Consider the following 14,969-nt stretch of genomic DNA (forward strand, 5'->3'; position numbering starts at 1 on the left):
GCAGGTCCGCCCGCTTCGCTACCCCTCCGATTGCCAAGCGCCGGGGAATACCATGCTCTACACTTTCTGGGTTATCACGCCAACCCCAAGGAAATAAACATGAGCATCATTAAAAGCTACGCCGCCAAAGAAGCGGGCGCCGATCTGTCGCTGTGGGAATACGATGCCGGCGAGCTGCAGCCGGAAGATGTCGAAGTTGAGGTGGAATACTGCGGGATCTGCCATTCGGATCTGTCGATGATCGACAACGAATGGGGGATGTCGAGCTACCCGCTGGTGGCCGGTCACGAGGTGATTGGCCGGGTGGCGACGCTGGGCAGCGCGGCGCAGGATAAAGGGCTGAAGATTGGCCAGAAGGTCGGCATCGGCTGGACGGCGCGCAGCTGCGGCCATTGCGACGCCTGCATCAGCGGCAACCAGATCAACTGTCTGGAAGGCTCGGTGCCGACCATTCTCAACCGCGGCGGCTTCGCCAATAAGCTGCGCGCCGACTGGCAGTGGGTGATCCCCCTGCCGGAGAGCATCGATCTGGCGTCCGCCGGCCCGATGCTGTGCGGCGGCATCACCGTCTTTAAACCGCTGCTGACCCACCACGTCACCGCCACCAGCCGCGTCGGGGTGATCGGCATCGGCGGCCTCGGCCATATCGCCATTAAGCTGCTGCGGGCGATGGGCGCGGAAGTGACCGCCTTCAGCTCCAACCCGGCCAAAGAGCAGGAAGTGCTGGCGATGGGCGCCGATCGCGTGGTCAACAGCCGCGATCCGGAAGCCTTAAAAGCGCTGGCCGGTCAGTTCGACCTGATTATCAACACCGTGGCGGTGGATCTCGACTGGCAGCCGTACTTCGAAGCCCTGGCTTACGGCGGCAACTTCCATACCGTCGGCGCGGTGATGAAGCCGTTCCCGGTGCCGGCCTTTACCCTTATCGGCGGCGACCGCAGCATCTCCGGCTCGGCGACCGGCAACCCGTCCGAACTGCGCACGCTGATGAAGTTCGCCGGGCGCAGCAAAGTGGCCCCGACCACCGAGCTGTTCCCGATGTCGCAGATTAACGAAGCGCTGAAGCACGTTCGCGAAGGCAAAGCCCGCTACCGCGCGGTGCTGAAAGCCGACTTCTGATGGTTCTCTCCCGCCGGGCGGCCCGCTCGCCCGGCGTGTTCCCCGTCGCTTCATCAAACCGTCATCTCCCCGCCATGCCTCTGTAGTCATTGCTTCCCACAATCCGGGCTTCGATAAATGGCTGAACGAGATGCGCGTCACCATGAGAAAGACCTGGCTTCCCTGGCTGATCCTGTCGCCTTCCCTGCTGTTTTTACTGCTGTTTACCTGGTTCCCGCTGGGGCGTTCGGTGTATGACAGCCTGTTTGATACCCGCATGGCCAGCGACGGCGCACAGTACGTCGGGCTGGATAACTTCGCCCGCCTGTTTGCCGATAACGTCTTCTGGCATTCGCTGGGCAATAACATGCTCTATATCCTGCTGACGGTGGTGCCCGGGGTGACCCTCGCCCTGCTGCTGGCGGTGGCGCTGAGCGAGAACCATCGCGTCAACCGCTGGCTGCGCACCGCCTTTTTCTTCCCGATGATTATCCCGATGGTCAGCGCCGCCGCGCTGTGGCTGTTTATCTTTATGCCCGGTCTCGGCCTGCTCGATCACTATCTGGCGAAGCTGTTCGGGCCGATGAATAACAACTGGCTGGGGCGCAGCAACAGCGCGCTGCTGGCCCTGGCGCTGATCGGCGTGTGGAAGTTCGCCGGCTATTACATGCTGTTTTTCCTCGCCGGGCTGCAGAGCATTCCGGCCTCGACGCGGGAAGCGGCGCTGATGGAAGGGGCTACCCGCACGCAGGTCTTTTTTAAGGTCACGCTGCCGCTGCTGCGCCCGACGCTGAGCTTTGTGATCACCACCGCGCTGATCTACTCCATCACCCAGATCGACCACGTGGCGGTCATGACCCGCGGCGGGCCGGACAACGCCACCACCGTGCTGCTCTATTACATCCAGAATCTCGCCTGGGATACCCATGACCTCGGTAAAGCCTCCGCCGCCACCTTCCTGACCCTGGCCGGGCTGTTCGCCTTCTCGCTGATTAACCTGAAACTGCTGGAGAAAGGAGCCCACTATGAGCGCTGACATCTCGCCGCTGCTGGTCCGCACGCCCGCCGCCGCCCGTCCGCTGTGGCTGCGCCTGCGCCGCTCGTCGCCCTTTACGCTGACGGTATTAATGTGCTGCCTGGCGCTGCTGTGGGTCAGCCCGTTTATCTGGATGCTGGCCACCTCGTTCAGCGCCACCACCTTCGGGGAAGATATGGCCTCGCTGCTGCCGCGCCTGCCGCTGACCCTCGATAACTTCCGCGACGCCTGGAACAGCGCCGACTGGCTGAGCCTGTACGCCAACACCCTTATCTTCACCTTCGGCACCTTCTTCGTGCAGCTGTTGACCATCACCACCGCCGGGTACGTCTTCGCCTGCCACGAGTTTCGCGGCAAGCAGACGCTGTTTCTTCTGTTCCTGGTGCAGCTGATGATCATGCCGGTAGTGATGATGGTGCCGAACATGCTGACCCTGAAAACCTTCGGCCTGCTCAACACCCTCACCGGGGTGATGATGCCCTACTTCACCTCGGCGTTCGGCGTGTTCCTGATGCGTCAGGCGTTCCTCGCCATTCCGAAAGAGCTGGAGGAGGCGGCGCTGATGGAGGGCTGCCGCTGGTGGCAGGTGCTGTTCCGCGTGCTGCTGCCGATGTCCTGGCCGTCGGTGCTGGCCTTCGCCACCGTCAGCATCACCTACCACTGGAACGAATACCTGTGGCCGCTGATGATGCTCAACGATCCCGATAAGCAGGTGCTGACCGTCGGGCTGGTCTCGTTCGCCATGGGCGCCGAATCCGGCGGCCAGTGGGGCACCATCGGCGCCGGCACGCTGATGGTCTGCCTGCCGCTGATGCTGGCGTTCATCCTTTTTCAGAAACAGTTCCTGCGGAGCTTCGGCTTCTCCGGGATCAAATAAGGAGTGATTCATGCTGTTAGCGCACATTTCCGATACCCATTTCCGCAGCCGCGGCGAAAAGCTGTACGGCTTTATCGACGTCAATGCCGCCAACGCCGACGTGGTCTCCCAGCTTAACGCGCTGCGCGAGCGCCCGGACGCGGTGGTGGTGAGTGGGGATATCGTCAACTGCGGCCGCCCGGCGGAGTATCAGGTGGCCCGCCAGATCCTCGGCAGCCTGAACTATCCGCTGTATCTGATCCCCGGCAACCACGACGACAAAGCCCATTTTCTGGAGCATCTTCACCCGCTGTGCCCGCAGCTGGGCAACGATCCGCAAAATATGCGCTATGCGGTGGATGACTTCGCCACCCGCCTGCTGTTTATTGACTCCAGTCGCGCCGGCACCTCAAAGGGCTGGCTGACCGACGAGACCATCGGCTGGCTGGAAGCCCAGCTGTTCGAGGGCGGCGACAAACCGGCGACCCTCTTTATGCACCACCCGCCGCTGCCGCTGGGCAATGCGCAGATGGACCCGATCGCCTGCGAAAACGGCCACCGTCTGCTGGCGCTGGTGGAGCGTTTCCCGTCGCTGACGCGCATCTTCTGCGGCCACAACCACAGCCTGACCATGACCCAGTATCGCCAGGCGCTGATCTCCACTATCCCCGGCACCGTCCATCAGGTGCCGTACTGCCACGAAGACACTCGGCCCTATTACGACCTTTCTCCGGCCTCGTGTCTGATGCACCGCCAGGTCGGCGAGCAGTGGGTGAGCTACCAGCACTCTCTGGCCCACTACGCCGGGCCGTGGCTGTACGACGAAAACATCAGTTGCCCAACGGAAGAGCGCTAACCGCCATGCTCAGTCTGCAAAGCATCAGTAAACGTTTCGACGGTAAGCCGGCGCTCAGCGCCCTGTCGCTGGATATTCACGAAGGCGAATTCGTGGTGCTGGTCGGCCCGTCGGGCTGCGGGAAAAGCACCCTGCTGCGCCTGCTCGCCGGCCTGGAGCCGGTCAGCGAAGGCCAAATCTGGCTGCATAATGAGAACATCACCGCCACCACGCCGCGCGAGCGCAACTTCGCGATGATCTTCCAGAACTATGCCCTGTTTCCGCATCTGTCGGTGCGCGACAACATCACCTTCGGCATGAAGGTGCGCAAGGAAGAGAAAAGCAGCTGGCAGCCGCGGGTGGACAACGTGGCGCAGATGCTGCAGCTGGAGGCGCTGCTCGACCGCAAACCGGCGAAGCTCTCCGGCGGCCAGCGCCAGCGGGTGGCGATGGCCCGGGCGATTGTGCGTAATCCGCGGCTGTTCCTGATGGACGAGCCGCTCTCCAACCTCGACGCCCGTCTGCGCAGCGAAGTGCGCGACAGCATTATGGCGCTCCATCAGCAGCTGAAAACCAGCACCATCTATGTGACCCACGACCAGACCGAGGCGATGTCGATGGCCGACCGCATCGTGGTGATGAACGGCGGCCACGTGCAGCAGGTCGGGCGCCCGGAGTATCTCTACGCCAACCCGGCCAACCTGTTCGTCGCCGGATTTATCGGTTCACCGGCGATGAACCTGCTGTCGCTGCCCTGCGCCAACGGTGAAGTACTGTTGGGAGAACAGCGCCATCCGCTGCCGCCGCGCCACCGGGATCAGACCCGCGTCTGGCTGGGCGTTCGCCCGGAACATATTACCGACCGCGTGGAGGAGGGCCATCTGCGCCTGCCGGCCACCGTTCTGCAACGAGAACTGATGGGGGCCGACTACCTGCTCCACGTCAGCACCCCGATCGGCACCCTGCGCTTTAGCCGCCGCCACCGCGGCACGGTGCCGGAGAAAGGCGAGTCGCTACCGATCGGCTTTTCGCCTGCCGATGTGCATCTTTTTCATGCTGAGACCCAGCATAATTTACTGATGGAGTGTAATCATGTTTAAACCTCTTACGGTAGTCGCGGTTAGCCTCAGCCTCGCCCTGAGCGGCGCGGCGCTGGCAAAAGAGAAAATAGACTTCATGTTCCCGGCGCCGGTGGACGGCAAGCTGACCATGGAGATGACCCGCGTCATTAAGCAATTCAACGACTCCCAGCAGGATGTGGAAGTGCGCGGCATCTTCACCGGCAACTACGACACCACCAAGATCAAAGCCGAATCGGCGCAGAAGGCCGGCCAGCCGCCGGCTCTGGTGATCATGTCCGCTAACTTCACCACCGATCTGGCGCTGAAGGATGAGATCCTGCCGATGGATGAGTTGTTTAAATATGGCGATCAAAAGGCCGGCGATTTTCTGCAAAAAGAATTCTGGCCCGCGATGCATAAGAACGCCCAGGTGATGGGCACCACTTATGCGATCCCGTTCCATAACTCGACGCCGATCCTCTACTACAACAAGACGATGTTCGATCGGGCCGGGATCAAACAGCCGCCGCAGACCTGGGCCGAGCTGCTGGCCGATGCCAAAAAGCTGACCGACGAGAGCACCGGCCAGTGGGGGATCATGCTGCCGTCGACCAACGACGACTACGGCGGCTGGATCTTCTCGGCGCTGGTGCGCGCCAACGGCGGGAAATACTTTAACGAAGACTATCCGGGCGAAGTCTATTACAACTCGCCGACCGCCATCGGCGCCCTGCGCTTCTGGCAGGATCTGATCTACAAGGACAAGGTGATGCCGTCCGGGGTGCTGAACTCGAAGCAGATCAGCGCTGCGTTCTTCTCCGGCAAGCTCGGGATGGCGATGCTCAGCACCGGCGCGCTGGGCTTTATGCGCGAGAACAGCAAAGACTTTGAGCTTGGGGTGGCGATGCTGCCGGCCAAAGAGCAGCGCGCGGTGCCGATCGGCGGCGCCAGCCTGGTGAGCTTTAAAGGCATCAACGAGGCGCAGAAGAAAGCGGCGTATCAGTTCCTGACCTATCTGGTGAGCCCCGACGTGAACGGCGCGTGGAGCCGCTTTACCGGCTACTTCTCGCCGCGCAAGGCGTCATACGATACGCCGGAGATGAAGGCCTATCTGCAGCAGGATCCGCGGGCGGCGATCGCGCTTGAGCAGCTGAAGTACGCCCATCCGTGGTACTCCACCTGGGAGACCGTGGCGGTGCGTAAGGCGATGGAGAACCAGCTGGCGGCGGTGGTTAACGATGCCAAAGTGACGCCGGAAGCGGCGGTTCAGGCGGCGCAAAAGGAAGCCGACGCGCTGATGAAACCTTATGTGGATAAAACCGCGCTGGCGGAAGTGAAGTGACGCGTTACCCGTCATCGCCACCCTCACCCTGGCCCTCTCCCTGAGGGAAAGGGGACAGTCCGGCGCCGGGGTTAAGATCCAGTCAGGCGGTTTGCAAGCGGGAACAGGGATTGAGAAAGGAAAAAAAGCAGGCCATACCCGGTATGGCCTGAAAATGTCACAACGATTAGATCCCTGCCGTTTCGCGGATATATTTGCGCGCTTTTACGGCGTATTCGAAAGGATTGGCCAGAGCAGGATCCTGCTCGGCTTCCACCACCATCCAGCCTTTATAGCCAAAGTCGTCCAGCAGCTTGAACACCGGACGGAAATCGATCACCCCGTCTCCCGGGACGGTGAAGGTGCCTTTTTTCACGCCGTCGAGGAACGACAGGCCGTCGCGGCGCACCTGGTCGATCACCGGCGGACGGACGTCCTTCAGGTGGACGTGGTTGATGCGCGGCAGATACTTTTTGAGGATCGCCAGCATCGGCGCTTCGCCGCCTTCGGAGTACCAGGCGTGGCCGGTGTCGAACAGCAGGAAGACGCGCTCGTCCACCAGCGACATAAACTTGTCGATTTCCGCAGTGGTCTGGATGCCGGTGCCCATGTGGTGGTGCAGACAGACCTGCATCCCCTTCTCCGCCGCCAGGCGACCAAGGGTGTTGTAGCCTTCCGCCACCCGCTGCCACTCTTCGTCGCTGAAGCACGGCTTCGCATCGCCGAGGATCGGTTTATCCAGCCCCTGAATGCTGCCGCTCTGCTCGGAGCAGCCAATGACCTTCGCGCCCATCGCATGGAGGAAGTTCATGTGATTGACGAATTCATCAATGGTTTTTTCCCGCTGGCCGTTAGCGAAAAAGGTGCTGAACCAGGCGTTGCAGATCTGAATGCCGCGGATGTCCAGCATCGGCTTGAGAACCGCCGGATCGCGCGGATATTTGCTGCCGACTTCGCTGCCGGTAAAGCCGGCCAGCGCCATTTCGCTGACGATCTGCTGGAAAGTGTTTTCGCTGCCGAGCTCCGGCATATCATCGTTAGTCCAGCCGATCGGGGCGATAGCCAGTTTGACGTTATCTTTGTTCATAGTAGGGCTCCTGCCGCTGCGCCTTAGCGGCGCAGCAATTCACGTTCAATGAGTTCACGGGTTTCCACTGCCTGGTATTTCATTTTTTCCGGGTAGCCAAACAGCGAGGTGGCGACAATCGGCTCCCCGCCGACCTTGAAGGTCTGCTCGGCGAATTTCATTTCGCGCAGGGTGCGGAACAGCGCGTCAAAATCCACATCCCCTTCTCCGACGCCTACGTGCTGGTGCACCACGGCATCCACGCCCGGCGGGTTAACGATATAGCGGCAATGTTTCGTATGGTTGCGGGTATCCGCAATCAGGACATGGGAGAGATCGCTCCCGGCATAGTGCAGCATGCTCGCCACGTCGCCGACGCCTTTGTCGTAGAAAAAGGTGTGCGGCACGCTGTAGACGTACTTCACGTTATCGCTGCGGAACGACTTCACGATATCGACGGTTTCATTGTTCTCTTCGCAGAAATCCCAGGGATGCGCCTGGATCTCCACGCGGATGCCTTCCCGCTCAAAAATCGGCAGCAGCTCTTCCATCGAGCGATAGAACATTTCATCGCAGATCTCAGGCTGATTCGGATCGCCGGAGAACTCGGTGTTGATCACCTGAACGCCCATCTCCACCGCGATTTCCACCAGCCGTTTCCAGTTTTTCACCGCCGCCTGGCGGCGCAGTTCGTCCGGGCCGGACCAGCGGTAGACGCAGATAAACGACGACAGCTCAAGGCCGGTATCGCGCAGCGCCTGCTTGTACTCGGCCATGATCTCCCGGCTGGCGCGCGGGTGCTTGTAGAACGGGTTAATCTGCGGGTGCGGCGACTGTTCAATGTACTTGTAGCCCCACTCCGCTACCTGATGGACCATTCGGGTGATCCCGAGGTCCTTAATCACATCCACATCAAAGGCAATTTTCATCGTCGTTACCTGTGCAAAGAAGTTCCGTCGGCAAAGCGTGCTTAACGTTTGTAGAATGCCGGGCACTCAGGCAGCATCACCTCAACCGGCTCGCTGGTTCCCTGCGCTTTAATGCAGGCGTCCGCCGCTACCGACGCCGCATAGCCGTCCCAGGCCGACGGGCCGTGCAGCTGACCGGCTTTGACGTCGTTGATAAAGGCCTGCAGTTCGACGTCGTAGGCTTTGATAAAGCGGTCTTTCCAGTCGGTCAGAATAGCGGTCGACAGGCTGGCGGACTTGCGCATCTGGACGGCAGACGGCTCCGGCAGACGGGCAATCCCGGTCTCGCCGACCACTTCGCACTGGATGTCATACCCGTACTGGCAGTTCACGAACACCTCGACGTCGATCAGGGTGCCTTTTTTGGTTTCAAAGGAGACGATCTGCGGATCTTTCAGGCGCGCATGGGTGTGCGAGGTGGAGCGCGGGAAGCGCACCTGCACGGAACGGTAGTCATCGTTCAGCAGCCAGCGCAGCACGTCCAGCTCGTGGATCAGGGTGTTGGTGATCGCCATATCGGTGGTGTAGTTCTCGCCAACCGCCTGGTTGCGGTGGGCGCAGCGCAGCATCAGCGGCGCGCCGATATCGCCATCGTCGATCACTTTTTTCAGCGCCAGATAGCCTTCGTCGTATGGGCGCATAAAGCCAACCTGCACCAGGCGACGGCCGGCCTTCATTTCAGCATCGACGATACGGCGGCAGCCTTCCGCAGACATCGCCAGCGGTTTTTCGCAGAACACCGGCTTACCGGCGGCGATGGCGGCCAGGGTGTACTCTTCGTGGGTCGGGTCCCAGGAGGTGACCAGGATGGCATCGACATCGCTGGCGTTAATCACGTCGTGGCCGTCGGCGTAGACTTCCGCCTGCACGCCCGGCAGCGCAACCGCCGCACGGGCGTTGTCGGCATTGATATCAGACACCGCCACAACGGTGGCGCCCTGCAGAACCTGGGTGCAGCGACGGATGTGTTCTTTACCGATAGCGCCAGCGCCGATGACACCTAATTTGAGCGACATAATGGTTTTCTCCGTAAGTCTGTAGGATTCAGGGTGGATGTTCGTTTTAGTAATCACGCGCCTGGGCACGCTTTTCATTAATCATTTGCGCAACTTTGCGGATCCGCTCTGAGAGCGCCGTCTGGGCGACCCCGACGTTCCACCAGCTGCCGTATTTGTGCACCATGGTCTTCGGCAGCACTTTAATATCAATCAGGGTGCTGACCGTTTCGCGACGGGCGGCGTCCAGCGCGTGGCGCAGTTCGTCCAGGGTGGTGACGCGCCAGGTTTTGCAGCCGTAGCCGGCGGCGATGGTGGCGAAGTCCACCGGCACCAGACCGCCCTGCAGCTGGCCGGTTTCCGGCTGACGGTAGCGGAACTCGGTGCCGAAGCTGTCCATCCCGTGCTCCATCTGCAGGTTGTTGATGCAGCCGTTGGCCATGTTGTCGAACAGCACGACGTTGATCTTCGCCCTCTCCTGCAGGGAGGTGACCAGCTCAGAGTGGAGCATCATGAACGAGCCATCGCCGACCAGGGAGTAGACTTCGCTCTGCGGCTGCGCCAGCTTCACCCCCAGCGCCGCGTTGACTTCGTATCCCATGCAGGAGTAGCCGTACTCCACGTGATAGGTGTTTTCCGCGCGGTTGCGCCAGACGCGCTGCAGATCGCCGGGCAGGCTGCCCGCCGCCGCGACGATCACTGCCTCGGCCGGCAGCGTTTCATTCAGCACCCCGAGGACGCTGCTCTGGGTCAGGGTGGAGTCGGTGATCTGGCGGAACTCGCGATATACCGATTCGCGATCGAGATGATCGTCGATCTCCGGCACAAAGGATTTCTCCTGCCACACCGCCTGGTACACGCGCTGGGTCTCTTTTAACTGACGGCTCTGCACGCTCTCGATCTGCGCGCCCCAGCCGGCCTGCCAGCCGCTGTCCGCCAGCGCCGCGTCGAGGGCGGTCATCGCTTCCCGGGCGTCCGCCAGCATGGCAATGCCGTCCAGCTTCCAGGCGTCGAAGTTGCTGACGTTAATATTCAGGAAACGCACCTCCGGGTGCTGGAAAATCCATTTCGAGGCGGTGGTAAAATCGCTGAAACGGGTGCCGACGCCGATCACCAGGTCGGCCTCTTTCGCCAGCAGGTTCGCCGCCAGACAGCCCGTCTCGCCGACGCCGCCGACGTTCAGAGGGTGAGAAGAGACCACCGTCCCCTTTCCGGCCTGGGTTTCGGCAAAAGGCACTCCGTAGCGCTCGGCGAAACGGGACAGCGCTTCGCCCGCGCCGGAGTATTTCACCCCGCCGCCGCAGACGATCAGCGGTTTACGACTGGCTTTGATGGCCGCCACGGCGTCCGCCAGCTGCGCGGCGCTGGCCGGACGGCGATCGAGACGGTGTACGCGACGCGCAAAGAAGGATTCCGGGTAGTCCCAGGCTTCGCCCTGCACATCCTGCGGCAGGCACAGCGTCACTGCGCCGGTTTCCGCCGGGTCGGTCAGGACGCGCATGGCGTTGATGCAGGCGCTCATCAGCTGTTCCGGGCGGGTAATGCGGTCCCAGTATTTGCTGACCGCGCGGAAGGCGTCATTGGTGCTGATGCTGAGATCGTAGCTCTGTTCAATTTGCTGGAGCACCGGGTCCGGCTGGCGGGTGGCGAAGACATCGCCCGGCAGCAGCAGCAGCGGAATGCGGTTGGCGCTGGCGGTGCCGGCGGCGGTGATCATGTTGGCCGCCCCCGGGCCGATGGAGGAGGTGCAGGCGATAATCTGCCGGCGCAGGGCCTGGCGGGCAAAACCGGTGGCCGCGTGGGCCATCCCCTGCTCGTTGCGCCCCTGATAGACGCGCATGTCGCCGCTATCCTGCTCCAGCGCCTGCCCCAGCCCCAGGACGTTGCCATGGCCGAAAATCGCAAAAATACCTTTCACGAACTTCAGCTCTTCGCCATCCACTTCCAGGTACTGGTTATCGAGGAACTTCACCAGCGCCTGCGCCGTTGTCAGTCTCAGTTTGCCCATGTTGCACAATCCTTATTGTTCAGTATTTGTGTGTGGCGTCGCGCCGATGCCGCCGGGGCCGTCGTTCACGTCACTGGAATACCTGTGGATTATAGGCAAACATTTTTTTCATTAAATACAAATACAGAAGAAATATTTCATTTTGCGAGAAGGATCAAACTCTCTACCCATTTCATACGTTTCACTTACATTCCTGACACGTTTTCGGACCCTTTTTGGCGGCGCCAGACGGCAATATCCCCTTAAAAATCATAGGTAAATAGCTGTCGTTTGGCGTTTCATTTTCCTCAGGGTCGACAGTGGGGGCGATCCGCGCTAACGCGAGGCTCAGTGCGGCAGAGTGGTAGATCCCTCACACTTTTGGTTTTTTAATTTCGAACGAGTTTGCAAATGAAATATTTATTTCTCAAACTAAGGGTAACCAATAACCCTCAGGCTGTTCACGGAGTCGACGTCGGGATCCCGACCCTTCCAGGCAGCAGACACCAAAAAGGAAATCCTAGCTATGAATGCAGCAGTAAAGCGGCTCGACGTCATCTGTATAGGTCGGGTGGCCGTCGACCTCTATGCCCAGCAGATCGGTTCGCGGCTAGAAGACGTTGCCAGTTTCTCGAAATATCTGGGCGGCTCCTCCGGCAACGTGGCCTTTGGCACCGCGATTCAGGGGCTGAAATCGGCCATGCTGGCGCGCGTTGGCGATGAACACAACGGCCGTTTCCTGCGTGAAACGCTCAACCGCGCCGGGGTGGATACCGAGTATCTGATTACCGACAAATCCCGCCTGACCGCGCTGGTGATGCTGGGGATCAAGGATCAGGAGACCTTCCCTCTGATTTTCTACCGCGATAACTGCGCCGATATGGCCTTAACGCCTGACGACATCAGCGAGGAGTATATTGCCTCCTCACGGGCGCTGGCGGTGACCGGCACCCACCTGTCGCACGCCAACACCCGCGCCGCGGTGCTGAAGGCGCTGGAGTACGCTCGCCGTCACGGCCTGCGTACCGCGCTGGATATCGATTACCGTCCGGTGCTGTGGGGACTCACCTCGCTCGGCGATGGCGAAACCCGTTTCATTGAGTCCGGGCCGGTCACCAGCCAGCTGCAGGAAGTGCTGCATCTGTTCGATTTGGTGGTGGGAACCGAAGAAGAGTTTCATATTGCCGGGGGCAGCACCGATACCCTGACCGCGTTGAAAAATGTGCGCCATGCCACCAAAGCCACCCTCGTCTGCAAGCGCGGACCGATGGGCTGCGTGGTGCTGGAAGGCGACATCCCGGACAGCTGGGACCAGGTGCCGCTGCAGCAGGGCGTGCGCGTGGAAGTGCTCAACGTGCTGGGCGCCGGGGATGCCTTTATGTCGGGCCTGCTGCGCGGCTGGCTTAACGACGAGGGCTGGGAGCAGGCTTGCCGTTACGCCAACGCCTGCGGGGCGCTGGTGGTCTCCCGCCATGGCTGCGCGCCGGCGATGCCGACCAAAGTCGAACTCGATGACTACCTGCAGCGCGCCGAATCGGTGCCGCGCCCGGACGTCGACGAGCGCCTCAACCATCTGCACCGGGTGACCAGCCGCCGCCAGCAGTGGCCGGAGCTGTGCATTTTCGCCTTCGACCATCGCAAACAGCTGGCCGACCTGGCGCGGGAGACCGGGCGCGATGAAGCCTGCATTCCGCAGCTCAAGCTGCTGTTGTTGGCCGCGGCCGAAGCGGCGGCGCAGGAGGCGGGTCTTGACCAGCGCAGCGGCATTCTGGCCGACGGCACCTACGGCCAGCGTGCGCTGAACGCCATTACCGGCAAGGGCTGGTGGATCGGGCGCCCTATCGAACTGCCCAGCTCGCGCCCGCTGCGTCTGGAGCATGGCAACATCGGCTCGCAGCTGATCGACTGGCCGCTGGAGCATGTCGTCAAATGTCTGGTCTTCTATCACCCGGACGACCCGGCGGCGCTGCGTGAAGAGCAGGACGCTCTGCTGCTCGAGGTGTGGCAGGCCTGTAACAAATCAGGCCACGAGCTGCTGCTGGAGGTGATCCTCCCGGAAAATGGCCCGGACAAAGACGAGCGCCATTACCACACCATGCTGGAGCACTTCTATCAGCTGGGGATCAAGCCGGACTGGTGGAAGCTGCCGCCGCTCTCCAGCGCCAGCTGGCAGCAGATCACCGCCCTTATCGAGCGCGAAGATCCGTGGAGCCGCGGGATCCTGATCCTCGGTCTCGATGCGCCTTCCGACAAACTGCGCGCCGGTTTCGCCGAGGCGGCCGCACACCCGATGATCAAAGGTTTCGCCGTCGGGCGCACCATCTTTGGCCAGCCGTCGCGGCGCTGGATGCAGGGCGAGCTCAGCGATGAGGCGCTGATAGAGGAAGTGAAACGCAACTACCTGACGCTTATTGGCTACTGGCGCGAAGCCCGCCGCTGATCCCCCAACGCCCGTCTCCGTCACCTTGCGGAGCGGGCGTTTTTCTGTTTCTTCGTGAAATGAATCGCGTATTTCGTCGCAATAAATGAAAAATTCGCTTCATTTGGTACACTGGAAGCCATATTCCTTCCATTTTCTCAGAGCGCACTCTATGGCCAATAATCCAACACAGCTGACCATCCTGCAGGATGAAATCAGGCGTCGCTACGATACGTTAAGCAAACGTCTGAAACAGGTCGCCCGCTATATCCTTGATAACAGCAATAGCGTGGCTTTCGATACCGTGGCCTCCATTGCGCAACAGGCGGATGTTCCCCCTTCCACGTTGATTCGTTTTGCCAACGCCTTCGGCTTCAGCGGCTTTAACGAAATGAAACAGATGTTCAAGCAGCATTTGATGGAAGAGACCGCCAACTATACCGAGCGCGCCCGTCTGTTCCGCCAGACCACCAGCGATGAGTCCAGCCCGCCGGAAACGCCGACGGAGATCCTCAATATGTTCACGATGGTGAACAACCAGGCGCTGCAGCAGCTGGCGATGCAGACCTCCAGCGATGAGCTGGAGCGCGCGGTGGCCCTGCTGGGCGAGGCGGAAAATATCTACGTCATTGGCCTGCGCCGGTCGTTCAGCGTCGCCTCCTATCTGACCTATGCGCTGCGCCACCTCGATCGCAAAGCCTTTCTGATCGACGGCCTCGGCGGCATGTTCACCGAACAGTTGAGTCTGGTCGGCCCGAAAGACGTGGTGGTGGCGGTGAGCTTCTCGCCGTACGCCCGGGAAGTGGTCGAGCTGGTGGAGCTGGGCGCGCAGCGCAAAGCGCGGCAGATCGCCATTACCGACAGCCAGGTCAGCCCGCTGGCGGCCTTCAGCGATGTCTGCTTTGTGGTGCGGGAAGCGCAGGTGGATGGCTTCCGCTCGCAGGTTGCTTCCCTGTGCCTGGCCCAGACGCTGGCGGTTTCGCTGGCGCTGAACAGCAGTCAGGAGTCCGAGGCCAAGCAGAAGGCGTGAGATAGGCCGCCTGGCGTCGGTTGCGCGGCGGCGCGGGATAAGCCTGCGGGGGGATGCCGTAGGCCGGATAAGCGTAGCGCCATCCGGCACAAGACGGGTATGGCGCCAGAGGTGTCCTGCCCGGCGGCGCTGCGCTTGCCGGGCGTGTGATATATGCGCCTGCGGGTCGCCGTAGACACTGTTTTCGGTTTGCAACTTTCCCGGCCAGACAACGCGTTTATCACGTGTAACTTCAGTGAAATTTGCGCTCCCGGTTAATCGTCTGCGTTATGCCTGGCATGGCGCAGGGAGCGCACA

Annotated in this window: 12 protein-coding genes; 8 read left to right on the forward strand and 4 right to left on the reverse strand. The window is 61.2% G+C overall.

The window, feature by feature from the left end; genetic code table 11:
* Nucleotides 1-99 precede the first annotated feature (99 nt).
* The 6 genes from ABLV52_RS01150 (at nucleotide 100) to ABLV52_RS01175 (ending at nucleotide 6,228) form a co-directional block, all read left to right on the forward strand.
* Nucleotides 100-1,119, forward strand: coding sequence for an NAD(P)-dependent alcohol dehydrogenase (locus tag ABLV52_RS01150; protein WP_323111124.1), 1,020 nt, complete (start codon nucleotides 100-102; stop codon nucleotides 1,117-1,119).
* 130 nt (nucleotides 1,120-1,249) lie between these two features.
* Nucleotides 1,250-2,134 (forward strand): sugar ABC transporter permease, encoded by an 885-nt coding sequence (locus ABLV52_RS01155; RefSeq protein WP_181961085.1) that lies wholly within the window; start codon nucleotides 1,250-1,252, stop codon nucleotides 2,132-2,134.
* On the forward strand, nucleotides 2,124-3,011 hold the full coding sequence (locus tag ABLV52_RS01160; protein WP_044525226.1) for a carbohydrate ABC transporter permease: 888 nt from the start codon (nucleotides 2,124-2,126) through the stop codon (nucleotides 3,009-3,011). Before ABLV52_RS01155 ends, ABLV52_RS01160 begins: the two co-directional genes overlap by 11 nt.
* Before the next feature lie 10 nt (nucleotides 3,012-3,021).
* Nucleotides 3,022-3,846, forward strand: coding sequence for a phosphodiesterase (locus ABLV52_RS01165; RefSeq protein ID WP_348889905.1), 825 nt, complete (start codon nucleotides 3,022-3,024; stop codon nucleotides 3,844-3,846).
* Between the two features lie 5 nt (nucleotides 3,847-3,851).
* Entirely contained in the window at nucleotides 3,852-4,925 is a 1,074-nt protein-coding gene (locus ABLV52_RS01170) for an ABC transporter ATP-binding protein (RefSeq protein ID WP_348889906.1), read from the forward strand.
* A complete protein-coding gene (locus ABLV52_RS01175) occupies nucleotides 4,918-6,228 on the forward strand; it encodes an ABC transporter substrate-binding protein (RefSeq protein ID WP_101977476.1) in 1,311 nt (436 codons plus the stop codon). The genes ABLV52_RS01170 and ABLV52_RS01175 overlap by 8 nt, the downstream gene beginning before the upstream one ends.
* A 166-nt stretch (nucleotides 6,229-6,394) precedes the next feature.
* Here the strand turns inward: ABLV52_RS01175 and iolE are convergent, their stop codons facing one another.
* The 4 genes from iolE to iolD are packed head-to-tail and all read right to left on the reverse strand — an operon-like array spanning nucleotide 6,395 to nucleotide 11,244.
* The gene (iolE, locus tag ABLV52_RS01180) at nucleotides 6,395-7,294 is read right to left on the reverse strand and encodes a myo-inosose-2 dehydratase (protein ID WP_002886970.1); all 900 of its coding nucleotides are present in this window, start codon (nucleotides 7,292-7,294) and stop codon (nucleotides 6,395-6,397) included.
* Nucleotides 7,295-7,317: 23 nt separating this feature from the next.
* Nucleotides 7,318-8,202, reverse strand: a complete 885-nt coding sequence (locus tag ABLV52_RS01185) for a sugar phosphate isomerase/epimerase (protein WP_348889907.1) — start codon at nucleotides 8,200-8,202, stop codon at nucleotides 7,318-7,320.
* A 41-nt stretch (nucleotides 8,203-8,243) separates the two neighbouring features.
* A complete protein-coding gene (locus tag ABLV52_RS01190) occupies nucleotides 8,244-9,257 on the reverse strand; it encodes a Gfo/Idh/MocA family oxidoreductase (protein ID WP_182962307.1) in 1,014 nt (337 codons plus the stop codon).
* Nucleotides 9,258-9,303: 46 nt separating this feature from the next.
* Nucleotides 9,304-11,244: a 3D-(3,5/4)-trihydroxycyclohexane-1,2-dione acylhydrolase (decyclizing) gene (iolD, locus tag ABLV52_RS01195; protein ID WP_023291779.1), complete on the reverse strand. Its 1,941-nt coding sequence runs from the start codon at nucleotides 11,242-11,244 to the stop codon at nucleotides 9,304-9,306.
* Between the two features lie 505 nt (nucleotides 11,245-11,749).
* Here iolD and iolC point away from each other — a divergent pair.
* A complete protein-coding gene (iolC, locus tag ABLV52_RS01200) occupies nucleotides 11,750-13,663 on the forward strand; it encodes a 5-dehydro-2-deoxygluconokinase (RefSeq protein ID WP_023291778.1) in 1,914 nt (637 codons plus the stop codon).
* A gap of 151 nt (nucleotides 13,664-13,814) precedes the next feature.
* The gene (locus tag ABLV52_RS01205) at nucleotides 13,815-14,672 is read left to right on the forward strand and encodes a MurR/RpiR family transcriptional regulator (protein WP_004206536.1); all 858 of its coding nucleotides are present in this window, start codon (nucleotides 13,815-13,817) and stop codon (nucleotides 14,670-14,672) included.
* The last annotated feature ends 297 nt before the right edge of the window (nucleotides 14,673-14,969 follow it).

The organism is Klebsiella sp. GB_Kp056 (assembly GCF_040064755.1).
Lineage (GTDB): Bacteria > Pseudomonadota > Gammaproteobacteria > Enterobacterales > Enterobacteriaceae > Klebsiella > Klebsiella quasipneumoniae.